The following is a 24,202-nucleotide window of genomic DNA, read 5'->3' on the forward strand; positions in this document are numbered from 1 at the left end:
TCACGCCCTGTCTTCACTCGTTCTGGTTACTGTACTAACGGCTTGTGGTGGAGGCGGCGATGGCGACTCATCTAACCCACCTGCTCCGCCCCCACCTGTGGTCAACCCCATGAGTGGCGCTTGGCAGGGAACTGCTCCCGACGGCAGCGTTTTGAACAGCATCATTCTTGATGACGGCAAGCTCTGGCTCGTCGGTTTGCTGAACGGCAGTCCTTCGGTGCAGGTCTCTGCCAACACTGAGGCCTCCGGTGGAAGCTTTCGCTCTTCCGACGTTCGATATGTCGACTATGGCTCGGGCCGCTTTTTCAGTGGTGCGTTACAGGGCACCTATGCTGCAGGCAGCTCAATCACGGCTACCTTATTGCTCAATGGGGCTCAGGCAGGGTCTTACAGTTTGACTCCTATGCCAAAAACCACGTTCGACTACGACCGCGCGGCCTCCCTCAGTGATCTCGCTGGTTCGTGGACCTCAGGCAAGACTCGAATCCTGGTCGGCGCCAATGGTGCTGTTCAGACTGTGGATAGCACGACTGGTTGCAATAGCAATGGAACAGTGGCGCCTCACGCCAGCAAAAAGAACGTATTCAACTTGAGCGTGACCTTCAGTGCGTCCCCATGCGCACTGCCGGGTCAGAAGCTCGATGGCATCGTGGTTACCTGGGCGGCAGGTGGTCAATCCACGCTCCTGGCGACCGCACTGAATCAAAGCGCCAGCCTTACGCTCGTGGCTGCTCGCCAGTGAATTCAGTCTGCCCTTGACCCTTTCCACTTCAAGAACCAGGAAGCTCTAGATGCAAGGTTTGAATAGATTGAGATCTGCCGCCCTCACTGGCCTGGTGGCTGTTGCTGGCGTGCTCAGTGGCTGTGCCAGCACCAACTCCATGGCACCTGTGGGAGGTGCTGCACCCATGATGTTCCCACTCACTGATGAGCAAGCGGACAGAGTGTTGGCCACTGCCATGGCCAGTGAATTCACTGGTTCGCCGATCTCACGAGTAGAGTTTCCCAACAAGGGATACACCACCACAATACGGTTTCTGTTTGATTCCCACCAGATTACTGCTGTTCGGATCCCTGCAAAGGGCATCGATGGCACCCAACCCGTTGACGGATACTACTTTGAGGTCAACGATGCGGGAACACTCTTGATTTCCGGCCGAAGTCGGGCCACCAAGGTGTATGAGCGGGTCGTGCACGAAGCAGGACTGTTGGCGAAGTCGTTGCCGCAGCGCCGATAGGCCGCACCCCATTTCAATACTTCATTGCCGTGATAGCTGAGGCACGCTAGTGCCCCGCGAAACCTCTGGCAATTCAGGCGAAAACACTGCGTAGTGCGTGCGTACTGATTGCGTCAAATAAAACGGCTCGCAGCTATCTCCATACGGGCCCCGCGCTCAAAGGCGCGTTGGCGAACGCTGGGTTCTGGTGGCGCCTGCTACCGGTTTAGCCCTAGTGGGGAAGGCCCTCGTGATTCAGGACAGTTCTTCTTCACGGCTCGTGCTCAGGCGGGCGAGCGGGGTAAACGGCCAGGCTCGACGGCGCGTCGGAATAGCTGGGCAAGCGTTTCTGCCGCATAGGACAAGGGGACGTCACGCAAGGTCACGAGACCCAGGGTCACGGGGGGAAGGACCTCGCGTATCGGCACGCGCACGATCTGCTCGCCATAAACGGGCACCGAAAGCATCTCGCGCGGGCAAACCAGCAGCGCATCGCTGTGCATCAGCAGGCTCCATGTCACCCCGAATGTGTTCACCTCAATGCAGCGCGCCGGCGGCTGCAGACCGCTGGCCTTGACCCATTCGACGAACTGGATGGCCCGGGAGTCGATGGAGGGATGAACCAGCCAGTCGCAACTGGTGAGGTCATTCCAGGATCGTGCACGAGCTTTGGGGTGGCCTTTCCTGCATGCCACGATCATCTCTAGAGATTTCCATGGCTCAAGCGTCAGATCCGGTGGTAAGGCATCGGTGACTGCGCCGACAGCCAAGTCCACTGACCCTTGACGAAGCCCTGGCACCACCGCGTTCATGAGTCCTTCGACCACGCTCAGGTTTGCTAGTGGGAGCTCCTTGCGGAACTGCGTCGCAACCTGCGGCAGAACGGTCAAAAAGGCGACGGGCGTCAATGCCACGCCCACATGCGCGTGCTCGCCCCCGCGAAGTTGGCGAATGTCCTGACGTGCCAGTTCGTATTGCGCCTGGGCCAGTTGCAGGCGCGGGGTGAGCCGCTTGCCGAAATCGGTCACATTGATTCCGCGCGATGACCGCACAAGCAGGGGTGCATCGAGTTCTTCTTCCAGCTCGCGGATGGCCTTGGTAACGGCCGCTTGAGTTAGGTTGAGACTGCGCGCCGCGCCCCGGATGCTGCCCACCTCCACAACCCGGAGCCATGCCCGTATCTGATGGTCTCTCATCTGCTTGCTACCTGAAAACTCCAAGTTGTCACTCCCTAAAAATTATAGTCTTTTGCTTGTCGTTGAAGAACGATAGATTCCAGACTCGCATTGGAAGGAACACATGAAACACCTCTTGATCTTGTCTCGCGCCCTGGCGATTTCCCTCGCATTGACGACCACGTTCGCCTTGGCTGATTGGCCGGAGCGCCCCGTGCGGATGGTCGTTCCGTATGCCGCCGGGTCGGGCGTTGACGTCGCCATGCGCCCTGTGGCCGACGCGCTTGCGCGCGAACTCGGGCAGCCGGTGGTAGTGGACAACCGTGGTGGGGCCGGCGGCCTCATCGGCACGCAGGTGGTGGCTACTGCAGCGCCCGACGGATACACCATCGGCTTCGGCAACGTGGTGACGCTTGCGATAAACCGTTCGTTCTATACCAAGCTTCCGTACGACCCCGAGAGCCTCATCCCGGTCGGCTTGGCGGTAGGTAACCCCTACGTTGTCATCGCGCGCAACGACTTCCCGGCGTCGAACTTCCGGGAACTCATTGCATATGCGCGCAGCAATCCGGGCCGCGTGATGATGGGCTCTCCGGGACACGGGAGCGCCGGGCATCTCGCCGCAGCAATGATCGAGAGTGCCACAGGGATCTCGTTCTCAATGGTCCCGTACAAGACGGGCTACCAGGGTGTGGGAGACATGGTCAACAAACAACTCGACGTGATGATGGAGAACATTGCTGCGGTCGGGCCGTTTGTTGCCGATAAGCGTGTCAAGGCGCTTGCCGTGACCAGCTTGACCCGGGCAGTGAGCATGCCTGGCGTGCCGACCGTGGACGAGAGCGGGATACAGAAGTATGAAATTCTTGCCTGGGGCGGACTGGTTGCGCCTGCGGGCACGCCCAGGCCTGTTGTGCTCAAGCTTAATGCTGCCTTGGCGCGTGCAATGCAGGACCCCAAGGTGACAGCGGCACACAAGGCGCTTTCCATCGATGCTCACCAATCGACTCCTGAGCAGTTTGCCGAGCTCATCCAGCGCGAAACGGTACGCTGGGGCGAGATGGTCAAGCGCACCGGCGTGAAAGCGGACTGACCGCAGGGAGGCAGAAAGAGTGCTTAGCCCATCTTTATGGATGCCGTTCACCGCCCACGGTGCCTTCCAGAAGTCGCCCCGCATGCTGCACAAAGCGGATGGGGTGTTCTACCAAGCTGCGGACGGCCGCCGTGTTCTGGACGCCGTATCCGGACTTTGGTGCGTCAATATCGGCCATGGTCGCTCACGCATGGCCGAAGTGGTCGCCAGGCAGATCGCCGAACTTGACTACGCACCGATGTTCCAGATGGGGCACAGTATCGGCTTCCGCTATGCGGAAAGGCTGCTTTCCTTCGCACCTTCAGGCTTTGGCCGAGTGTTCCTTGTCAATTCAGGTTCTGAAGCGGTGGACACGGCTCTCAAGCTCGCCCTGAAGTTCCAGAAGGCCCGGGGGGAAGGCGCAAGGACGAGGCTGATTGGGCGCGAGCGCGCTTACCACGGCGTGGGGTTTGGCGGCATTTCCGTGGGAGGAATGCCCGGTAACCGGCGCGATTTCGGGCCGCTGTTGCCAGGTGTAGATCACCTGCCGCACACCCACGGACTGCCGGAAAATCGGTTCAGCCGAGGGCAACCCGCGGCCGGCGCCCATCTTGCCGACGAGCTGGAGCGGATCATCGCCCTACATGACGCCTCTACCATCGCCGCTGTGATCGTAGAGCCAGTCGCGGGCTCGGCAGGCGTTCTCGTGCCGCCAGTTGGATATCTCGAGAAACTGCGCGAGATCACGTCGCGGCACGGAATACTCCTGATCTTCGACGAGGTCATCACTGGGTTTGGCAGGGTGGGCAGTCCGTTCGCGTCCCAGCGACTGGGAGTGGTTCCTGACATGATCGTCGCCGCCAAGGCCATTACGAACGGCACCATTCCCATGGGTGCTGTTCTCGTGCACGGCAGCTTGGTTGACGCCTTCATGGTGAAGGAAAATGAGATCGACCTTTACCACGGCTACACCTCTTCGGCCCATCCTGTCGCATGCGCAGCTGCGTCTTGCGTGCTGGATGCGATTGCGGATGAGTCATTGCTTGAACGCGCCCGCGAACTGGAGCCGTCCCTGGAGCAGGCCATACATGGTCTGCGGCACCATGCGCTGGTAACGGACATCCGGAATATTGGCCTGATGGGCGCGGTGGAGTTGAGCCCCGACGAAGGCGCGCCAGGCCGCCGCGGCCATCATGTACTGCAAGGCTGTTTCGAAAAGGGCCTGCTGGTGCGAGCCACCGGTGACACCATCGCCCTCGCTCCGGCACTGGTGTCAGAGCCAGAGCACATCAACCGCGCAGCGGAAATTCTGGATGACGTTCTTACTAACCTGCATTGACACGCCATGCGTACATCGATCATGAAGTCCTCCCCTGAGTTTGCAAGAGAGATTCCGGCCGCCGTTGCGGCCATGAGCAGGGCGCACTACGCGTTGCTTGAAGCGAATATCGGTCTGGCTGGGCTGGGCCCAGCCGATGTCGGGTACTCGGACCGGGTCAGGGTCATAGATGCCGCTGTGCTGCTGCTATCCAGAGCGAAATGGCTTTACGGCCGGGCGACGGGGGAACTCGCAGATTTCAGTGGTCGTACCGAATCCGCCGCCGATCTGGTTTTAGCCGCCAGCCTGTTCGCAGAGGTGGAAGCAATGGCAGCCGTGAGCAAGGCACCGGACAGCCAGGCCCTGCGCCAAAGCGCTGACATCCACGCTGCCGTCTCCTGCAACGGCACGGAAATCCAGTACTTCCAGGATGTGCCCATCGTCCCGAGTATCTGTCCGGTGGTGGTGCTGGTCGGCAACTCCAAGGAAATGGGCGCACAGTATGTTCGCCAATGCGTTCAGATATTTGGGCCGTTTGTTTTTTCGGCCGTTGCCCGCAAGGAACTGGACGCCGCCCACCTTGATGTCCTGCGGCAATGGCGCGAAATGATGTCGCGGTATACGCCGGAGATCCTGGAAATGGCTGAAGGCATGTCCATAGCAGCTGCAGAACTCGGCATCGCCGTTTCGACAGATCAGGCCTTGTCCATGTGGACGGACATCACAGCGCCCTCCACCGCTCTTGCGCCGATTGGCGTGCTGGATGCGGTGGGCGGGGGCAGGATGAATGCTTATTTTGGCGCCGACGGTAGCACTCCAGTCGAAGCTGAAGATCTCTGCAGCGGATGTGCCGCCTGGGGCAGCGCGTCGGCAGATGGCCAACTCCACTACGCGGCTTCGACCGATCATGACTGCACCTTCCAGGCCACGATCATCGCGTTTCCAGACACCGGCCTTCCGTTTATCTACACGCCCTTCTCCGTCAATGGTTCCATCCCTGGCACGGGCCGCTTCGGATTTGCAGGCCACCCGGGCCACAACCTCGCGGGGCTTGCGTATGTGCACCACGGCGGCGGTGGCAGTTGCGGCGAGCCCCCCGAAAGCTGGGGTTTCGGCGTACCGCGCGGTGCCGTGACGATGCATGTGCTGCGCTACGCTCAGAACGTGCACGAGGCCCGCGAGATGGTTCTGAACATGCCCACCGGCAACGTGGGCCGTCTCTTGGGCACGACCGGCGGTTTCTATGCGGATGCGAGCGGCGGCTTTGTGCTGGAAGAAACGCAGCCGCAACTCGTCGCAAGAGAAAATCAGGTTGACGCAAACGGCGAAACACATTCAGTTCTGTATGCGACCAACAATGTGCAAAGTTCGGAACTCGGCGAATATGGACGACGGTGGGGGATGGAATACAACGTCGAAGCTGGATGGCATACGCTGGACGGAGGCTTGCTAGCGACCGGCTCTCCGGGAGAGATGACGCGGCGGCAGTGGAGCGCTTCAAGCGAGTCGAGAAACCGCTTCTTCTATCGGCACCTTGTCGTCCAGGAAAAAAATGGACTGCTGACTCGCTTCGCGCGCTGTTTTCCATTCCTCCACAGTTCGGCAATGAACTCTGGCGGGCAACGGAATCGCGACTTGTCCGGGGTCAAAAGTTGGCAGGCTCCCCGGCGCATCGGCTCAACGCGTTCGTTTCTTCGGGCAGTCCCTCAAGCGGCCTGTATACAGGCTGTGTGGGATCTCTGGCGCACCGCTCCCTCACGCCCAACCGCCCCGGCCATGGCTACTTTTACGTGGACGAGACATCCACCAGTTGGTCCTTGCAATTAACGGGATCTCCCGCAGCAACCATCGACGCTGCACGAAAGTGCGCCTGCCGATTGCTTCTGCAAGCCGAACGAGCCATGCAAGATAAAGCCGCCAACCTGCCGGAGTGCAGCCTGGTGCACGGATGGCTGGAGCAAGCGCGAGAGGCGTTTGAGCTGAGTTCCGCACATGAGACTTCCGGTGCCGACGAGGCCGCGCGCCAACTGCGAGCCCTAACGCGAGCGCAGGTGAGATCTAGCCAGATACTCGATGCCTTGGCCACCTCCGCGCGCAAGCCCCTTCAGAACGCCATGTAGGGCTCAACTCTAAGTTTTCGCTAACGGCACTGTACAGCGTCGCTGCTGGAACCGCTCTTTATTCGTTTGACCGGCGTTGACCAGCAACATACATCAACGAAAGCTGCAGCCATGAGACTGTCAATCGCGCTCACTTACTGCGTAGTTGATGCTGTTCTGGGCAAAGGATTTGGCGCACGGTGGGCTTCGGTGCGGTCAGCCCTGCCAAACTTGACGAACTCGCAGTTAATGTTTGCCCCGAGCCTCGGCCTCTTTTTGTCCTATGATCTACTCGCTTGATACATCGCTATCGGGCTCCAGGGGTTAACGAGAACGCAGTATTGACAGGAAAAGCGCATTCTCTTTCGCTCGCAATGAGTTGTCTCTCTGAGAGCTGCGGATCTCGTGGTTCAAAGGGAGTATCTCGTGAGCTAGAACGGGCGATTTTGATGGCATGGTTTCCTCGAAAATGAATGAGCATTGATCGAATGCATGGCCACTTTTACATGCCGCTATTCAGTGAAAAGAGCGGCAGTGGCGAGTGGAGCCGCAGAGGTCGAACCCTACACAGGGTAGGGTTCCGGTCAGACTACATGCTCAGCCGACCCGTCTCCGACAAAAGCTCCATCAGCGGCAGAGGATCCCTGTGAACGTGCTCATCAATCATGGGCCAAATCCACTCATGTCGACTTGGCAGATCCAGTTGAAGGAGGGAAGACAGCACTCGCTCTGCCGACTCCCTTCTGGTTCTCGCAGGCATTTTGGGTTCCAAGTGTCGAAACCCATATGGCACAGCTACATCCTTACTGAATGCGTGGATCAACCTATTCAGGCCGAGTTTGTCGATGGGCCGGCATCCCTCGTAAAGGGCGTCGCGGGCAGGACTCAGAAGTACATGCATATGGGGATGCTCCTCATCCATGTGCACGACAGCCAGAAGCACCGGTAGAGACATGGTTCTGCGGATCCATTCAAGGCTCGTCGTGAAGTAGCTCCTGAAATCAATTTGGCTTCTGGCGGGAACGCTGATCAAGACCTCGATCGCTTGACAATAGTCACGTCGCTTGAATTTGTGTGCGTTGTGGCACGCTTGCTTCAACTGGTCGGCCTTTTCAACCAACATGGAGGCCTGGTTCGGTCCTTCCAAGATCTCATTTAAGTGAGTTCGATCCGCCTCGATAGATTGATCATGCTCGGGCGGCATGAACTCCCGAAGGTTGTGCTGAGCCGCTGCAAGCAAGCTCTGGGGTCTGCGACCTCCAATTCGAGAAAGGCCGATGCTTTTCGCACGAAAACACAAAGCAGGCGCTTTCATGCAACCTCCTGAGTCTGGCCAACGGAAGCCACGAAGCGGTCTATGTCGTCTGAACGCCAAACGGTGAGGCGTTCCCCAAAAGCATGGCCGCGCGGAAAGCGGCCTGTTTTAATGCCGGCGTACAAAGTGGAGCGGGAGACCCCAATGCGTTGCAGAACTTCCGGCAATCTCACCAACCGGAGCGGTTGCGGATTTGCGGGCAAGGCGGCGTTGAAGGAGGCGGAGTTGAAAATGCCAGCCGAGGCTGGTTGAGTGGCAGATGTGTTGATATTCATGATCACATTAGTCTTTGTTCGACCCGAAGGCCGAGGGAAGGGCAATGAGTAAATCGTCCCGATCGGTTTACGGTCGATCACACCGGCCAGGCGTAAAGCTTGGCATCGAGGAATAAGCGCTTGTAGAACCTCCTTAGCTGTCAGTGCATCAAGTTGATGCATGAGAGGATGGTATGGACCCAGGCGGCCTGATGGGAGAAACTCCCCTGATTCGAACCCAAGGATTTCTAGACCGAAATGTGGCCCTTTCCTACCCGCGGCAGTAGAGTCGCCGTTATTGCACCGACACCCAAGGACCTTCCGGACTTCAAACTTTTCGAGAAGTCGGACGCCTCAATGAAGCTGTGGTTACCTCAGATCCTGGTAGACCGCATCAACTGGATCAGCCGGGAAGTGGACGTCAGCAGGCCAGACATCGTTCGCGCTTGCTTATTCGAGCACCTCTATGGACGAGTGGCCATGCTGGCTCTCCATGCACACAAGCGCCGTCAAGACGCCGCGCGAGCACCACGGCGCGAGGAAGGCCCATTTAGTGATGAAGTAGATGAGGACCTCACAAGTGACGCGGCGGAGTTCATCCGGCTTCTCAATCAGCACGGAAGGGGAACTTCCCAAAATGCTAAGAGTTCAGCGGGCTCAGATGCCGGCCATCGCGGGCGGTTGGACGTGATGCTCGCTGGCACCAGTCAGGACATCATCCCCAGTGTTACTCGACAAACGTCGTTTGATCTTCAAATGCTGGGTAAGTCAGACGGGGACCTGACCTTCACCCTTCCACGGCGCCTCAAAGAGGACTTGGCGGATCTCGCTGCCCGTCACAAGCTCACGCCCTCGTCGTACACACGCAAGATGCTGGTGCTGATGCTGCTCGGTGAGCCTGTTCACACCTCGTGGCAACAGGCGATCGGTAAGATTTCGAAAGACGTTGAGCGGCTTGAGCAGGAGGACTGACGGCCGCAAGCTACCGAGCTGGGTCCGCGAGCTCAGGCGACTTTCAGCGGCATGACGACAACGTTGTTCCCAAGACGCAGTTGATCCAGGTAATCGGCCCACTGCTGCACCTGCTGCTGTCTCTTGCTGATGTACTGAGTCCGGTTGTAGCTGCGTCCATTGGCATCTTGGACCGCATGGGCCAAGTTAGCCTCGATGGCCAGGGGGTCCAGATCAAGCTCGTCGACCATCATGGTTCTCGCGCTGGCCCTGAATCCGTGCCAGCTCTGCTCTTTGCCATAGCCGAGGCTGTACAAGGCACTGCGCACAGAGTTATCAGACATAGGACGGTCATGATCCCGTTGGCCGGGGAACACATACCGGCCATGGCCAGTCAGAGGGTGCAGTTCACGTAGCAATGCCACGGCTTGCCTGGGCATAGGCACGGCATGGGGGTCGCCATTTTCTTTCTCTTCCACCACGCGCTTCATCTTCGCAGCTGGAATCGTCCACATGGCCCCATCCAAGTCAACTTCTGCCCACTCCATCATGCGCAGGTTACCTGGACGTTGATAGAGCAAGGGGGCAAGAAGCAAGGCAGTGCGCACCAACGGCCCACCTTTATAGGCATGCATCGCCCTGAGCAAATCACCAAATCTCTGAGGGTCAACAATGGCGGGGAATTTCGCACCCCGGTAAGGGGTGAGACGCTTTTTCAGCCCTTCAGTGATGTTGCGTTGTCCTCTGTCGGCAGTGGGAAGCCAATACTCATACACTTGACGCACCAGCATTAAGGCTCGGTCGGCGGTCTCCAAAGCGCCCCGGTCCTCCACCTTCTGCAGTACCGATAGCAACTCCATGGGTTCGATTTCTGCCATGGATCGCTCACCTAGCCATGGGAAGAGGTCACGCTCCATTTGACGTTGGGTTCGCTTGGCGTGCTCTGGACTCCACGAACCCGCTTTCTTGGCATGCCAATCCAGGGCAATGGCCTTGAACAGATCGCCATCTTGCGGCCTGGCTCTCAGCTTCTCGCGCTTACGGACCTGCACAGGGTCCAGGCCTTGAGCTTTCTGAAGCTTGGCCGCATCCCGCGCTTGCCGAGCAGCCATCAAACTCACGGCAGGATAGCCACCCAAAGCGAGCTTCTTCTCTTTGCCATCAATCCGGTATTTCAGAAACCAGCGCTTTGACCCGTTGAGGCCAACTTCCAGATACATCCCACCAGAATCTGCATGACGAGCGTACTTACGATCAGGGGGGCAGGTAGCCGTACGGCAGCGGGCGTCAGTCAGCATCAAGGGGCTCCACGAGGGGGTACATGATAATTTGGGGGTACAAACCCGGCTCAATCATATATCCAGTCGCCTCGTACCCCCGTCCGTACCCCCTCCCCGTCTCGGCTGCCGCTGGACCTTTTCGGACGACCTCAGACTGGAAGTAGTTGATTTTCAAAGAAAAAAGGCGTTCACCGGATGTCAGTGAACGCCTTTGAACGTTGTAATGGTGGAGCTGGGGGGATTTGAACCCCCGTCCGCAAACCTTCCTCGCGCAGATCTACATGTTTAGCGTTCTGGTTTGAATCTCGCTACCCGGATCGCGCAGACGCACGCTATCCGAACAGCCAGTACCCTTGAGTCTCGCCTGCATTCAAGGTACCCGAACACAAGCCAGCCGATGTAAATTCCCCCGCAGCCGGGAGGTCTTGCGACCCCCTTGCCCAGCCCATCGGCCTGCTGTTGCGAGGCTCACCGGCAATTAAGCGGCGAGTGCGAAACGTTCGTCGTTTGCAGTTAGTTTGTTTGAATCTGTTTTACGAGCACATTCAGCTCGACATGCACCACTGCGATTCCAACCCACGTCGAAACCAATGCAGCCCCGTGAGTTGTCTATTTTAGGCTCAATCCAGCAAATTCAAGAGCTCATCCGGGCTATTAATGATGGCATCGGCTTGCCAAGCGGCCAAATCCCCCACACTGCCGAGGTAACCGTAGCCCGCCGCCACGGTGCCTGTGCCAGCAGATTTGCCCGCGATCACGTCGCGCTCATCGTCTCCCACGTAGATGCAATACTCGGGCTGAACACCAGCCCGGCGCATGGCTTCGAGCACCGGTGCGGGGTGCGGCTTCGCGTGCGGCGTGGTGTCTCCGCTCACGATGGTGACCGCATCCGTGAAAAGCGGCATGGTGGCGGTGAGCGGAAGGGTAAAACGCTCGGCCTTGTTGGTGACCACGCCCCAGCTCAAACCGCGGGCCCGCAAAGCGTTCAGCAACTCTTCCACCCCCGCAAAGGCACGGGTGCTGTAGGTCATGCGACGCTCGTAATTGCTGAGAAATTCTTCGCGTAGAACGCCATAGTCGGCATCTTGAGGCGTCAAGCCGAAAGCGACGCCCAGCATGCCGCGCGCGCCAGCGCCAGCCATGGAGCGATAGGTATCCAAGGGTAAGGAGGGCATGCCGCGGGCTATGCGCATTTCATCGGCGGCCAGCCCCAGGTCAGGGGCGCTGTCAATCAAGGTACCGTCCAGATCGAACAATACGCAACGAACGTTGGGAAATATCGGCATGGTCAGATGCTGGCCGGTTTGCGAGTCGCCAGCATGTAGTTCACGCTGGTGTCCGCGGAAAGCCGGTAGCGGCGTGTAAGGGGGTTGTACTCAAGGCCTCGGCTGCCCGCGGAATCAAGGCCGGCATCGCGGCAGTAGCGGGAAAGCTCGCTCGGGCGGATCAAGCGGGCATATTCGTGGGTGCCTCTCGGCACTAGGTTCAACACGTATTCCGCACCGACGATGGCCATCAGGAAAGACTTTGGGTTGCGGTTGATGGTGGAGAAAAAATCCAGCCCCCAGGCTTGGCCAGTGCGGCGCAGGCGCGAACGATGGATTCGGGATCCGGCACATGCTCCAGCATTTCCATGCAGGTGACCACGTCGAATTGCGCAGGCATTTCAGTGGCCAGGGCCTCTGCGGCGACCTCACGGTAAGCGATGTGCGGCGTTTGCGCCTCCAGCGCATGCAGCTGGGCCACCTTGAGGGATTTCTCGGCCAGATCGATGCCCAGGACATCCGCCCCTTTGCGTGCCATGGCGTCGGCCAGGATGCCGCCGCCGCAGCCCACATCCACCACGCGCGCGCCATTCAGCGGGCGCATGCCGTCGATCCAGCCGAGCCTCAGCGGATTGATTTGGTGCAGAGGAGCGAATTCACCTTCCAGATCCCACCAGCGATGCGCCAGCGATGAAAACTTGGCCAGTTCGGCAGGATCGACGTTTGCTTGGTTCATAGGGCGCATTGTCCCACCGGCGTGAGGCATAGTGCGTGCCCTTACTTGGCCTTCCCTGCGGAGATGTCCTGGATCATCCGGGTGGCAAGATACAGGCGCGGCACGATGGTGTTGATCTGCACGTATTCGGCGTTGTTCGAATGCGCACCGTAGCCCGAGAGGCCAAAGCCCTCGATCACGCCTCCCTTGGCTTTCAGGGCTGCAAATGCGGCATCGGTACCACCACCCGTGGCCTTGTCGACGACCTTCATCGGGATCTGCAGTTCCTTCTCATAGACGCCTTGGGCGTACTTCGCCAGGCTGCGGCCAACCTCGTTGGCTTCGAGCGGCGGGCGACGCACTTCGAACTTCAGGTCCACCTTGGCCTCTGGCAGCAGTTTGTTGGACACCTTCTGCTTCATGGCCTCTTCGAGAGCGGTGAAGTCCGCCACGCGTAGCGCGCGCGCGTCGGCCTGCGCAGTGGCCTCCGCAGGAATCACGTTGCGGTTCGTTCCAGCCTTGGAGACCGTCCAGTTGAGCTTGAGGCCGCTCTGCGGTTTGGACAACTCCTTCATCTGCAACAGTTGGTGCGACAACTCGTAGAGCGCATTCACACCATCTTCGGGCTTGGCGCCGGCATGGGAGGCCTTTCCGGTCACCTTCAGGTAGGCAGCGCCAATGCCGCTGGTGGCCAGGCGCAGACTGCCGTCGGTGCCACCGCCTTCGAATGAGAACACGGCATCTTGCTCGGCGCCAAGGCGGGTAATGGTGCTGCGCGCACCGGGAGAGCTGATCTCTTCGTCGCCGTTGATGAGCACGGTGAGCGTGCCGTAGTCTTCGTAGCCCAGTTTCTTGAGCATCTCCACGACATGGATGATCAGCGCCACGCCCTGCTTGTCATCGGAGATGCCCAGGCCGTAGGCTTTGTCGCCCTCGACACGGAAAGGCTGATCTTTGATCATGCCCTTGAGGTAGACGGTATCCATGTGCGCGATCAGCATGATGCGGCTCGTGCCCTTGCCCTTGTATTCGGCGTGCACCATGGGCCCAACCTGCTCGGGAGTGTCATCGAGGCGATAGACGTCGGTCGCGGGAATGACTTCCACCTTGCCGCCCTGTGCACGCAGCTTCCCGGCAACATACTCGGCGATCTGCTTGACGCCCTCCACGTCCTTGCTTCCGGACTCGATATGTACCAGGTCCTTCAAGGTATCGAGCAAAGGTTGTTGCTGCTGCTTGGCCAGCTCCTGGACTGCAGCTTGAGGTGCTGCGTACGCGAAAGTGCCTGCGGCAGCCAGGGCCAACGCCGTGAATGAAATCCTGTAGAAATTGCGACGCATGAGAAATGCTCTCCTATGAGGTGTCTGCGCGAACCGCAGGCATAAAGTGCTGAACATAAATTGTATGAACTGCAATGGCACCCGCGACTCGTGCCAAGGCTCAGGTCAGGGATTCAAGCCGTGCAACCGCGCGAAATCCGCGCGCTCGCTTTCCACATCCCGCTGGGTAATGCACGCCTTGGGAGGAGGCTGTTGACGGGAGCTCCAATAGGCCCGGTAGGCTTGGCTTTGATAGGGATCCACCACCACATACCCCGAGCGCTCGGGACATTGGGCCGTATCGGGGCAATCGCGCCATGTTGCACCATAGATGACCCTGCCGTCGCGGGTCATCCCTGGAAACGCGCTGGCCAATACACGGTAGCGCCCATGATCCAGGCGGAAGGTCTGGCGCTGCACACGATCGAACACATAGACGTAACCCAGATCACTGTAGGTAAGCCAGGTCTGCTCAGCCCCACGGCCGGGAAATCCAAAAATGACCTTGCTCGGCGACAACCCCATATCGACTCTCAGATCGCAAGGGTGTTGTTTGCTCGCGGTCCCGGTAGAAAGCCCATAAACCCGCATGGAGGGCTGGCCTGCTGAAGGCATCTGTGGTACAGCGGAGAATTCGGTGCCGTCGACCGAAATCATTGGCAAGGCGTACACCCCGCCGTCCACGGCTTGGCGGCCCTGGCAAATGAACTGCGGCCCGGTGACGCCGACCACACGAGCCGTGCGTCCATCGTCCTTGACCTCCGTGGTGGCTATTTGCAGAGGGCCCGTGCCCTGGTTGTCCGCATCGGCGTTCTGAGGCCAACTCAGCGAACGGATATAGATACTGCCTGGTGCGCCCAGCGTCACCGGCGGCGTGGCCCCCGGGCCAGCAGGAACGCCCATTTCAGAAGCGGCGGCATAGAAGCCGGTCATACCGGCCTCGAACAGCGGGCGCGCCTCGGTCTGCTTGTTCAGTACGTCCGCAAAACGGTAATGCTCGCCCGTCACGTCCACCAGATAGCGCCAGGTGCCCTGTACCGGAAAGGCCTCATTGGAAAACGGGGTTCGATAGGCTTTCACGGCCCCCTCCCCCAATGCCGGCAACTCCATCAGGCTGACTTTGCCCAGCTTGGCGCCCGAATAGGACCTCAGGATGAAGCGGCCGTCAGGGCTCACACGCTCATAGGAACCAAGGGCCGCCATGCCGTTGTCGTCCGCGCCCACTACCGCGGGATTCAGAGGAAGGTAGGTCAACGGGGGAATGCAGGCGTCCGCGCTCTGCGCTGACGCGATCATGGGCAGCAACGCCCATGCAAAGGTAAGAAGCGGTCTTGCAGGGCCACACCGCAGGGCAAAAGTCAGCAGCATGTAGTGGACTTCAACTGCGCCTCTCGGGCGCGCAAAACGGCAAGCCATGGGCCATCAGGCATGACGCCCAGCACAGGCCAGGGATGGGCTTTGCCGCAGCGAATCACCAGACTGGCAGGCGAATGATTGAGCGCACCCAAGGCGGCGGCCTGGTCTTGTTCAATAGCAGGGGTGTGCAGCAGGTCGGGTTCACCTGCGGCCTCGGTCGCCTCCGCCCATTCGCTGGGCGGCACCCTGGGATCACGAACGCCCACCACCTTGAAACCCACCGCTTCGGCCGCTCTTTTCATTCGCGGCCATTCTTTCAGGGCATAGGGCATGCGCGGGGAAAGGACCATCATGACACTGGTCGCGCGCTCCAGATCCGGCTCAGCCCCAGCCTGACGGCAAGCTTGTGCCCCGGAAACGCTTGAAAACAAAAAAAGCCCTGGGAGCATGAGCCCCCAAGGCTTTTTGAATCCGCTGAAGACGGAAATTACTTGGCGGCGCGGGTGCCGACCACTTCAATTTCCACGCGGCGGTTCTTAGCGCGGCCTTCGGCGGTGCGGTTGTCAGCCACCGGCTGGCTCTCGCCTTTGCCTTCGGTGTAGACACGGTTACGCTCGATGCCCTTGGAAACCAGGTAGGCTTTCACGGCCTCGGCACGACGCACCGACAGTTTCTGGTTGTAAGCGTTGGAACCCACGGAGTCGGTGTGGCCAACAGCAATGATGACTTCCAGGTTGATGTCTTTGACTTTGCCAACCAGATCGTCCAGCTTGGCGCGGCCTTCAGGCTTCAGCACGGACTTGTCGAAGTCGAAGAAGGCGTCGGCAGCGTAGGTCACCTTGCTGGCAGCCACAGGAGCTGGAGCGGGCGGCTTGGCAGCAGGCGCTGGTGCAGGGGCAGGTGCGGCAACAGGAGCCGGAGCAGGAGCAGCGGCAGGCTGCAGGGCACCGTCGCAGTTAGGAGCAGCGGTAGCGGGAGTCCAGTTGGCATCGCGCCAGCACAGTTCGTTGGTGCCGTTTTTCCAGATCAGGTTGCCGTGGCCGTTGCGCCAGTTGTCGGAATTGATCGTCGAGCCGGCAGCGAAGGCGGAACCAGCCACGGTTGCGACAGCGAACATGATCGCTACTTTGTTCAGTTTCTTCATGGTTCTCCTCATGGGAAAAAAACCGCAGCCGGGCTGCGAAAAGTCGGACGCTTCAAGTGACCACCACCAAAAACGTTGAGACGATTGTGCCACACGTCACCCCGCAATCCGCCCCGAACCGGTGTCTGAGCGGCCAGACAGGCGCGGATTTCAAGCGATATGTTGCTTTGGTGCTACAGCACAATGGGCCTAAAATCATCGCCTTTCGTCCGCCGCCCGGTCGCTACTATTAAATATGACTTCATTCGCCAAAGAAACACTCCCTATCAGCCTGGAAGAGGAGATGCGGCGAAGCTATCTCGATTACGCCATGAGCGTGATCGTGGGCCGAGCCCTGCCGGACGCGCGTGACGGCCTCAAGCCCGTCCACCGGCGAGTGCTCTTCTCGATGCATGAGGCCAACAACGTCTGGAACCGCCCCTACGTGAAGTGCGCCCGCGTGGTCGGGGACGTGCTGGGCCGCTTCCACCCGCACGGTGACTCGGCCACGTACGAAGCGCTGGTGCGCATGGCGCAGGACTTCTCGTTGCGCCACCCCCTGATCGACGGGCAGGGTAATTTCGGCTCGGTGGATGGCGACAACGCAGCGGCCTACCGGTACACGGAGTGCCGGCTGGAGAAGATCGCCTCCGAGATCCTGGCTGACATCGACAAGCAGACCGTCGACATGGTGCCCAACTATGACGGCAAGGAATTGGAGCCCACGGTGCTCCCCACCCGTCTGCCCGCGCTGCTGATCAACGGCTCCGGCGGCATTGCCGTCGGCATGGCCACGAATATCCCGCCGCACAACCTCAACGAAGTGGTGGATGCCTGCCTGCACCTGCTGCACCACCCCGAGGCCACGATCGACGAGTTGATGGAGATCGTGCCGGCCCCTGATTTCCCGACGGGCGGCATCATCCACGGCATCCAGGGCGTGAAGGACGGCTACCGCACCGGCCGCGGCCGGGTGGTCATGCGAGCCAAGGCGCATTTCGAGGACATCGACAAGGGGCAACGCCAGGCCATCGTCGTAGACGAAATCCCCTACCAGGTCAACAAAAAGACCCTGCAAGAGCGCATGGCCGAGTTGGTGCACGAGAAAAAGCTCGAAGGCATCAGCCACATTCAGGACGAATCCGACAAATCCGGCATGCGGCTCGTAATCGAGCTCAAGCGCGGCGAAGTGCCCGAGGTCGTGCTGAACAACCTCTACAAGCAGACGCAACTGCAGGACACCTTCGGCATCAACATGGTGGCGCTGGTCGACGGCCAACCCAGGCTGTGCAATCTGAAGGAACTGCTCGACGTCTTCCTGCAGCACCGCCGGGAAGTGGTCACCCGGCGCACGGTGTTCGATCTGCGCAAGGCGCGCGAGCGCGGCCACGTGCTCGAAGGCCTTGCGGTCGCGCTGGGCAATATCGACGAATTCATCCGCATCATCCGTAACGCCCCCACCCCGCCGGTGGCCAAGGCCGAACTGATGGCACGCAGCTGGGATAGCAAGCTCGTGCGCGAAATGCTCACGCGCACACGCGAAGATGGCGTGACCATCACCGCAGATGACTACCGCCCCGAAGGCCTGGAGCGTGAGATGGGCCTGCAGACCGACGGCCTCTATCGCCTGTCCGATACGCAAGCCCAGGAAATCCTGCAGATGCGTCTGCAGCGCCTCACGGGCCTGGAGCAGGACAAGATCGTGGCCGAATACAAGGAAGTCATGAGCGTGATCGAGGATCTGCTCGACATCCTTGCCAAGCCGGCCCGTGTCTCCGCCATCATCAGCGACGAGCTGACCGCGCTGAAAACCGAGTTCGGCCAGACCAAAGCGGGCGCGCGCCGCTCCCTCATCGAGCACAACGCTCAGGATCTGGCCACCGAAGATCTGATCACGCCTGTCGACATGGTGGTCACGCTCAGCCATGCCGGGTACATCAAGAGCCAGCCACTTGGCGAGTACCGCGCGCAAAAACGCGGCGGCCGAGGCAAGCAGGCCACGGCCACCAAGGAAGACGACTGGATCGACCAGCTCTTCATCGCCAATACGCACGACTACATCCTGTGCTTCTCCAACCGCGGACGGCTTTACTGGCTCAAGGTGTGGGAAGTGCCCTCGGGCTCACGAGGCTCGCGCGGGCGGCCGATTGTCAACATGTTCCCGCTGGCCGAGGGCGAGAAAATCAACGTCGTGCTGCCGCTTACTGGCGACGCACGCAGCTTCCCGGACAACCGCTACGTCTTCATGGCCACGTCCATGGGCACCGTGAAGAAAACAGCGCTCTCCGAGTTCAGCAACCCGCGCAAGGCCGGCATCATTGCCGTCGACCTGGACGAGGGAGACTTCCTGATCGGCGCCGCACTGACCGATGGCGCCCATGACGTGATGCTGTTCTCCGATGGCGGCAAGGCCGTGCGTTTCGACGAAAACGACGTCCGCCCCATGGGCCGCAACGCGCGCGGCGTGCGCGGCATGCAACTCGACGACACCCAGGGGGTCATCGCGATGCTGGTGGCCGAAGGAGAGGCCGGAAGCGAAAATGCGGAACCTTCGGCGCGAACCAGCGTCTTAACGGCCACCGAGAACGGTTACGGAAAGCGCACCAGTATTACAGAGTACACACGCCACGGACGCGGCACCAAAGGCATGATTGCGATTCAGCAAAGTGAGCGCAACGGCAAGGTCGTGGCCGCCACTTTGGTCGGTGCCGATGACGAAATCATGCTGATCACCGACAAGGGGGTGCTCGTACGCACTCGCGTCGCCGAAATCCGGGAAATGGGCCGCGCCACTCAAGGTGTTACCCTGATCTCACTGGACGACGGTTCCCAGCTCAGCGGCTTGCAGCGCATCGTTGAAAACGATGCTCAGGAAGCCGTTGCCGATGAAACACCAGACAACACTCCGGAGTAAATCTTGAAAAAAACCTTGGCACAACTTCCACTTGCCATTCTTTTCGCGGCCTCGTTCATGGCCTCGACGCCCGCTGCGGCACAGAACAACGATGCCAAGCGCGCTCTGGCACAGAAAATCTCGCAAATCCAGCAGAAGGCCGACAGCGGCGCCATGGCCGAGCAACTGACAGCCAGCGCAGTGCAACCCCTCATCGCCAGCTGGTCCGAGCGACTCGATGAAACCGTTCCGCCCGCTCGCCAGAAGGAAGTGCGCGACAAGCTGGATGTGGAGTTGAAAAAATTCGCCGAAACCTCGCGCAAGTCCATTGAAGGCCAGATCGCCAAGTCGGCCGACGCCGCGCTGGTGCCCATGCTGATGGAAAAACTCTCCGAAGACGAGATGAAGACCATCATCGCCTACCTGGAATCGCCCGCCGCGGCCAAGTTCCTGGCTCTCGGCCCTGATGCCACCACGGCATGGGCCAAGAAAGTGGTGGAAGCCACGCGCCCCACGGTAGAAAGCGCAGCCAAGACCTTCGACGCCGCAGCCACCAAGATCGTCGGCGCGCCTGCACCCAGCCCAGCTGGAAGCAGCCCCAAGAAGTAAAAACTCGAGTTTGAGTCCGGCAACGCCGCGCAAGTAAAAGTAACTTGCGCGGCGTTGCCGTGTACGATCGTCCTTTTTCAGCCTCTCCCGCTCTCGCGCCATGAAACCGACTCCCGTGCAATCCGACGCCCTGGCTCACCTCCGTGTGCAGATCGACAGCCTGGATTCCCAACTGCTTACCCTGTTGAACCAGCGTGCCAAGGTAGCCGAAGAAGTCGGCGCACTCAAGCGAAACGAAGGCACCCCGTTTTTCCGGCCCGACCGCGTCGCGCAAGTCATCGCCAAGGTGCAGGATGCCAACCCAGGCCCCCTGCTCAATCAGCACATAGGGGCCATTTGGCGAGAGATCATGTCTGCTTGCCTCGCACTTGAGGTGCCGCAGCGCGTGGCCGTGCTGGGTCCGGAAGGCACATTCACCGAACAAGCGGCAGTGGAGTTCTTCGGCAGTGCCGCCAATCTGGTCCATTGCGCCAACTTCGATGAGGTTTTCCACGCCACCGCAGCCGGAACAGCCCAGTTTGGCGTGGTGGCCGTCGAGAACTCCACCGAGGGCGTGGTCGCCCGCACGTTCGATCTGTTCCGTCATTCACCGGTTCATATCGTGGGTGAAGTCAGTCTGCTGGTTCGCCACAACCTGCTGCGCCAGGTCACCGGGCTGGAAGGCATCGAAGTGGTCATGGCTCACCCCCAAGCCCTGATGCAATGCCAAGGCTGGCTCTCCACCCATTTGCCGCACGCCGAGCGCCGCGCCGTCTCCAGCAATGCGGAGGGTGCTCGCCTGGCCGCGGGCAATCCGGCTTGGGCAGGGCTGGCCAGCGAACGTGCCGCCGCGCAGTTCGGCTTGCACATCGTCACGCACGCCATCCAGGACGAAGCCTACAACCGTACACGCTTCGCCGTCATCTGCCTGCCGCAGACCCTGGCCATGCCGGTCGCCACGGGCAAGGACTGCACCAGCCTCGTGGTCTCGGTGCCCAATACACCTGGTTCGGTGCACGACATGCTGACTCCGCTGAAAAAGCACGGCGTCAGCATGACGCGCTTTGAATCGCGTCCCGCCAAATCAGGCCAGTGGGAATATTATTTCTACATTGACCTGGCTGGCCACCCCACCGAGCCCCACGTGGCGGCGGCATTGGCAGAACTGCAGCAGCTCTGCGCGTTCTACAAGGTACTGGGCGCTTACCCACTGGCCCAAGATGTTTGAGCAGTTAGGCCTGATCGGCTGCGGGCTGATGGGCGGCTCGTTTGCCTTGGCCATGAAGCGCGCCGGCCTGGTCCGCCGCGTGGTGGGGTACAGCAAATCGCCCTCGACGACGGAGCGGGCGCGCCAGCTTGGCGTCATCGACGTCGAGGCGCCCTCTGCGCTGCTGGCCGTCTCTGGAGCAGACCTCGTGCTGCTGGCGGTACCGGTGGCAGCCACCGAATCAACGCTCAAGGCCATCCGCCAGTTGATTGCCCCCAATGTGCTCATCATGGATGTCGGCTCGACCAAGCGCGACGTCATCGATGCCGCCCGCCGCGTGCTCAGGAACGATGTGGGTGTGTTCGTACCCTGCCACCCCGTCACGGGGCGTGAGGTATCCGGGGTAGACAACGCCATTGCCGATCTCTATGCCGGCAAGCAGGTGGTCCTCACCCCCATCGAGCGCACCCGCACCGCCCAGCTTCAGAAGGCGGAGCAGCTCTGGCGCGCGCTGGGCTGCTCAGTGGTGCGCATGTCTCCGGAAACGCATGATTCGGCTTTTGCCGCCATCAGTCACCTGCCTCATCTGCTGGCTTTTGCGCTGATGAACGGCATCACCAGCCAAGAGCAAGGCGCCAACTTCCTCTCGCTGGCCGGCCCTGGTTTTCGCGATTTCAGCCGCATTGCCGCCGGTGACCCCGAGATGTGGCGTGATGTGCTGATCGCCAACCGTGAAGAACTCGCGGCCCAGGCCGGCCATTTTCAGCGCGCGCTGGGTGAATTCCAACGCTTGATCGCGGAGGGGCAGACAGACGAGCTGCACCGCTTGATTACCCGGGCCAGCCAAGCCCGTGCCGGCTGGCGAATGACCTCCGGCAGCGCCGACTGACCAGCCCATTTTTCTCCTTCCATCGTGTTCGATACCGCGTTCCTCGATATTCCCGCCCTCGGTACCGCCAGCGGCACCGTACGCCTGCCTGGCTCCAAAAGCATCTCCAACCGCGTCCTGCTGCTGGCTGCCGTGTGCGAAGGCCGCACGGCCATTCACGACCTGTTGGACTCCGACGATACCCGCGTCATGCTGCAAGCGCTGCGCCAGCTTGGATGCGGAGTCACCCTTGAAGAGGGCCGCACCATCGTCGAAGGCATCGGCGGCAGAACACGCAACCGGCAGGCCGAGCTCTTCCTGGGCAATGCCGGCACCGCCATGCGGCCCCTCACCGCCGCGCTGGCCGTACTCGGCGGCGACTATGCCTTGAGCGGCATCGCCCGCATGCATGAGCGGCCCATCGGCGATCTGGTCGATGCACTGCGCGCGCTCGGCTGCCAGGTCGAATACACCGGACAACCAGGCTTCCCCCCGCTTCGCATCGGCGAGCCCGTGCTGAAACTCGACGCCCCCGTGCCCGTGCGCGGCGACGTCTCCAGCCAGTTTCTCACCGCGCTGCTGATGGCGCTGCCGTTGGCGGCCAATCGGCCGGGTGCCGGCGATATCGTCATCGAGGTCGTGGGCGAGCTGATCTCCCGCCCCTACGTGGAGATCACGCTCAAGCTGATGGCCCGCTTCGGCATCCAGGTGCAGCGCGAGGAGTGGTCTCGCTTCGTCATTCCAGCGGGTAGCCGCTATCGTTCGCCAGGTGAGATCCATGTGGAGGCTGACGCCTCTTCGGCCAGCTACTTCATCGCCCTTGGAGCCATTGCTTCCAGCCAAGGGGCGGCGCTGAAAATCGAAGGCGTTGGGCAAGATTCGATTCAGGGCGATATCCGCTTCGTGGAAGCTGCCCTTGCAATGGGAGCCCGAGTGCAAAGCGGGCCCAACTGGCTGGAAGTCTCCCGCGGCAGTTGGCCGCTGAAGGCCATCGACCTCGACTGCAACCACATCCCCGATGCCGCCATGACGCTCGCGGCCATGGCGCTGTACGCAGACGGCCCGAGCCGGCTGTACAACATCGCCAGTTGGCGCGTGAAGGAAACCGACCGCATCGCCGCCATGACCGCCGAGCTGAGCAAGCTGGGCGCCGAAGTCGAGGAAGGCCCGGATTTCATTCGCGTCAGCCCGCCTGCCACCTGGCGGGCAGCCAGCCTGCATACCTACGACGACCACCGCATGGCCATGTGCGGCTCTCTGGCCGCCTTCAACCCCGCGGGGCTGCCGGTACGCATCGAAGACCCGAAATGCGTTGCCAAGACCTTTCCCGACTACTTTGAAGCCTTGTTTTCCGTGGCCCGGCCCGCCGCCAGCGTCCCGGTGATCTGCATCGACGGTCCCACGGCTTCCGGCAAAGGCACCCTGGCCGGCGAACTGGCCCGGCGCCTTGGCTACCACTATCTCGATTCCGGCGCCCTTTATCGGCTGACAGCGTTCGCGGCCCGCCAGCAGGGCCTGGAACTAGACGCCGCCCATGAAGCCCGGATCGCCGAACTGGCGCGCGCACTGCCGGTGCGCTTCACTTCGGAGCAGATCTGGCTGGCAGGGCAAGACGTGACCGAAGCCATCCGCACCGAAGCCGCCGGCATGGACGCCTCACGCGTTTCCGTGCTGCCCGGCGTGCGCCAGGCCTTGTTCGATCTGCAGCGCAGCTTTGCCCGCCTGCCCGGCCTGGTGGCCGACGGGCGCGACATGGGCACCGTCATCTTCCCGGACGCCCCGCTCAAGGTCTATCTCACGGCAGATGCCGCCCAGCGCGCGGAGCGGCGCCATAAGCAGTTGATTTCGAAGGGAATTTCCAGTAAAATCTCCACCCTTCGCGCCGACTTGGAGGCGCGCGATGCGCAGGATAAGACCCGCGCAGCCGCGCCCTTGAAGCCAGCCGAGGACGCATTGCTGCTGGATAACTCCCAATTGACCATTGAAGCTTCGGTCAATCAGGTGCTTGGATGGTGGCAGGAGCGACAACCGTTCTGACGTTCAGGCAGCCTTTCGTTTCGGGTTGCCCTGCTGTTCACATCTGCGGCTCGAACCATGCGTTTTTTCGTTCCACCGGGCTTTTGCCGCACCTGCGCGGCGTTCGGGCCAGGTGGTTTTTTGCAACTTAACCGTGGCTTGGGCCACACC

At 60.7% G+C, this 24,202-nt stretch carries 21 protein-coding genes, 1 other RNA gene and 1 pseudogene; 12 read left to right on the forward strand and 11 right to left on the reverse strand.

The window, feature by feature from the left end; genetic code table 11:
* Positions 1-109: 109 nt before the first annotated feature.
* Positions 110-742, forward strand: a complete 633-nt coding sequence (locus WJU18_RS23715) for a hypothetical protein (RefSeq protein WP_423456079.1) — start codon at positions 110-112, stop codon at positions 740-742.
* A 166-nt stretch (positions 743-908) separates the two neighbouring features.
* Positions 909-1,238 (forward strand): hypothetical protein, encoded by a 330-nt coding sequence (locus WJU18_RS23720; RefSeq protein ID WP_423456081.1) that lies wholly within the window; start codon positions 909-911, stop codon positions 1,236-1,238.
* Between the two features lie 263 nt (positions 1,239-1,501).
* Here the strand turns inward: WJU18_RS23720 and WJU18_RS23725 are convergent, their stop codons facing one another.
* Positions 1,502-2,437, reverse strand: a complete 936-nt coding sequence (locus WJU18_RS23725; RefSeq protein WP_423456083.1) for a LysR substrate-binding domain-containing protein — start codon at positions 2,435-2,437, stop codon at positions 1,502-1,504.
* A gap of 79 nt (positions 2,438-2,516) precedes the next feature.
* Between WJU18_RS23725 and WJU18_RS23730 the strand changes: the two genes are divergently transcribed.
* From WJU18_RS23730 to WJU18_RS23745, 4 genes are all read left to right on the forward strand, one after another.
* A complete protein-coding gene (locus WJU18_RS23730; RefSeq protein ID WP_423456085.1) occupies positions 2,517-3,485 on the forward strand; it encodes a Bug family tripartite tricarboxylate transporter substrate binding protein in 969 nt (322 codons plus the stop codon).
* An 82-nt stretch (positions 3,486-3,567) separates the two neighbouring features.
* A complete protein-coding gene (locus tag WJU18_RS23735) occupies positions 3,568-4,803 on the forward strand; it encodes an aminotransferase class III-fold pyridoxal phosphate-dependent enzyme (protein WP_423456087.1) in 1,236 nt (411 codons plus the stop codon).
* Between the two features lie 6 nt (positions 4,804-4,809).
* Positions 4,810-6,609 (forward strand): hypothetical protein, encoded by a 1,800-nt coding sequence (locus tag WJU18_RS23740; protein WP_423456088.1) that lies wholly within the window; start codon positions 4,810-4,812, stop codon positions 6,607-6,609.
* A 74-nt stretch (positions 6,610-6,683) separates the two neighbouring features.
* On the forward strand, positions 6,684-6,902 hold the full coding sequence (locus WJU18_RS23745) for a hypothetical protein (RefSeq protein ID WP_423456090.1): 219 nt from the start codon (positions 6,684-6,686) through the stop codon (positions 6,900-6,902).
* A 568-nt stretch (positions 6,903-7,470) separates the two neighbouring features.
* On the opposite strand, the gene WJU18_RS23750 is transcribed toward WJU18_RS23745, so the two are convergent.
* On the reverse strand, positions 7,471-8,196 hold the full coding sequence (locus WJU18_RS23750; RefSeq protein WP_423456092.1) for a plasmid recombination protein: 726 nt from the start codon (positions 8,194-8,196) through the stop codon (positions 7,471-7,473).
* Positions 8,193-8,633 (reverse strand): helix-turn-helix transcriptional regulator, encoded by a 441-nt coding sequence (locus WJU18_RS23755; protein WP_423456094.1) that lies wholly within the window; start codon positions 8,631-8,633, stop codon positions 8,193-8,195. Before WJU18_RS23755 ends, WJU18_RS23750 begins: the two co-directional genes overlap by 4 nt.
* A gap of 174 nt (positions 8,634-8,807) precedes the next feature.
* Between WJU18_RS23755 and WJU18_RS23760 the strand changes: the two genes are divergently transcribed.
* The gene (locus tag WJU18_RS23760; RefSeq protein WP_423456096.1) at positions 8,808-9,422 is read left to right on the forward strand and encodes a hypothetical protein; all 615 of its coding nucleotides are present in this window, start codon (positions 8,808-8,810) and stop codon (positions 9,420-9,422) included.
* A gap of 32 nt (positions 9,423-9,454) precedes the next feature.
* Here WJU18_RS23760 and WJU18_RS23765 read toward each other — a convergent pair whose 3' ends face one another.
* The 8 genes and pseudogenes from WJU18_RS23765 to ompA all read right to left on the reverse strand — a co-directional run bounded on the left by WJU18_RS23765 (position 9,455) and on the right by ompA (position 16,480).
* Complete coding sequence (locus WJU18_RS23765) at positions 9,455-10,699, reverse strand: tyrosine-type recombinase/integrase (RefSeq protein ID WP_423456098.1); 1,245 nt, start codon at positions 10,697-10,699, stop codon at positions 9,455-9,457.
* Between the two features lie 206 nt (positions 10,700-10,905).
* Positions 10,906-11,281: a transfer-messenger RNA gene (gene ssrA / locus WJU18_RS23770) on the reverse strand.
* A 20-nt stretch (positions 11,282-11,301) separates the two neighbouring features.
* On the reverse strand, positions 11,302-11,961 hold the full coding sequence (locus tag WJU18_RS23775; protein WP_423461086.1) for an HAD family hydrolase: 660 nt from the start codon (positions 11,959-11,961) through the stop codon (positions 11,302-11,304).
* A gap of 8 nt (positions 11,962-11,969) precedes the next feature.
* Positions 11,970-12,682, reverse strand: a pseudogene (gene ubiG / locus WJU18_RS23780) (bifunctional 2-polyprenyl-6-hydroxyphenol methylase/3-demethylubiquinol 3-O-methyltransferase UbiG).
* A gap of 41 nt (positions 12,683-12,723) precedes the next feature.
* Positions 12,724-14,001, reverse strand: a complete 1,278-nt coding sequence (locus WJU18_RS23785) for a M20/M25/M40 family metallo-hydrolase (protein WP_423456100.1) — start codon at positions 13,999-14,001, stop codon at positions 12,724-12,726.
* A 105-nt stretch (positions 14,002-14,106) separates the two neighbouring features.
* On the reverse strand, positions 14,107-15,348 hold the full coding sequence (locus tag WJU18_RS23790; RefSeq protein ID WP_423456102.1) for a hypothetical protein: 1,242 nt from the start codon (positions 15,346-15,348) through the stop codon (positions 14,107-14,109).
* Entirely contained in the window at positions 15,339-15,689 is a 351-nt protein-coding gene (locus tag WJU18_RS23795; protein ID WP_423456104.1) for a hypothetical protein, read from the reverse strand. Before WJU18_RS23795 ends, WJU18_RS23790 begins: the two co-directional genes overlap by 10 nt.
* A gap of 134 nt (positions 15,690-15,823) precedes the next feature.
* The gene (ompA, locus tag WJU18_RS23800; protein ID WP_423456106.1) at positions 15,824-16,480 is read right to left on the reverse strand and encodes an outer membrane protein OmpA; all 657 of its coding nucleotides are present in this window, start codon (positions 16,478-16,480) and stop codon (positions 15,824-15,826) included.
* 235 nt (positions 16,481-16,715) lie between these two features.
* On the opposite strand from ompA, the gene gyrA reads away from it, so the two are divergent.
* The 5 genes from gyrA (at position 16,716) to WJU18_RS23825 (ending at position 24,052) form a co-directional block, all read left to right on the forward strand.
* The gene (gene gyrA, locus WJU18_RS23805) at positions 16,716-19,373 is read left to right on the forward strand and encodes a DNA gyrase subunit A (protein ID WP_423456108.1); all 2,658 of its coding nucleotides are present in this window, start codon (positions 16,716-16,718) and stop codon (positions 19,371-19,373) included.
* Positions 19,374-19,376: 3 nt separating this feature from the next.
* Positions 19,377-19,961: a DUF2059 domain-containing protein gene (locus tag WJU18_RS23810; RefSeq protein ID WP_423456109.1), complete on the forward strand. Its 585-nt coding sequence runs from the start codon at positions 19,377-19,379 to the stop codon at positions 19,959-19,961.
* Positions 19,962-20,061: 100 nt separating this feature from the next.
* Positions 20,062-21,168 (forward strand): prephenate dehydratase, encoded by a 1,107-nt coding sequence (gene pheA / locus WJU18_RS23815; protein ID WP_423456111.1) that lies wholly within the window; start codon positions 20,062-20,064, stop codon positions 21,166-21,168.
* Positions 21,161-22,036 carry a prephenate dehydrogenase gene (locus tag WJU18_RS23820; protein WP_423456113.1) on the forward strand — a complete coding sequence of 292 codons (876 nt, stop codon included), beginning with the start codon at positions 21,161-21,163 and terminating at the stop codon, positions 22,034-22,036. Before pheA ends, WJU18_RS23820 begins: the two co-directional genes overlap by 8 nt.
* Positions 22,037-22,060: 24 nt before the next feature.
* Positions 22,061-24,052, forward strand: a complete 1,992-nt coding sequence (locus WJU18_RS23825) for a bifunctional 3-phosphoshikimate 1-carboxyvinyltransferase/cytidylate kinase (RefSeq protein WP_423456115.1) — start codon at positions 22,061-22,063, stop codon at positions 24,050-24,052.
* Positions 24,053-24,202 lie beyond the last annotated feature (150 nt).

Source organism: Ottowia sp. VDI28 (genome assembly GCF_049532675.1).
GTDB lineage: Bacteria > Pseudomonadota > Gammaproteobacteria > Burkholderiales > Burkholderiaceae_C > Ottowia.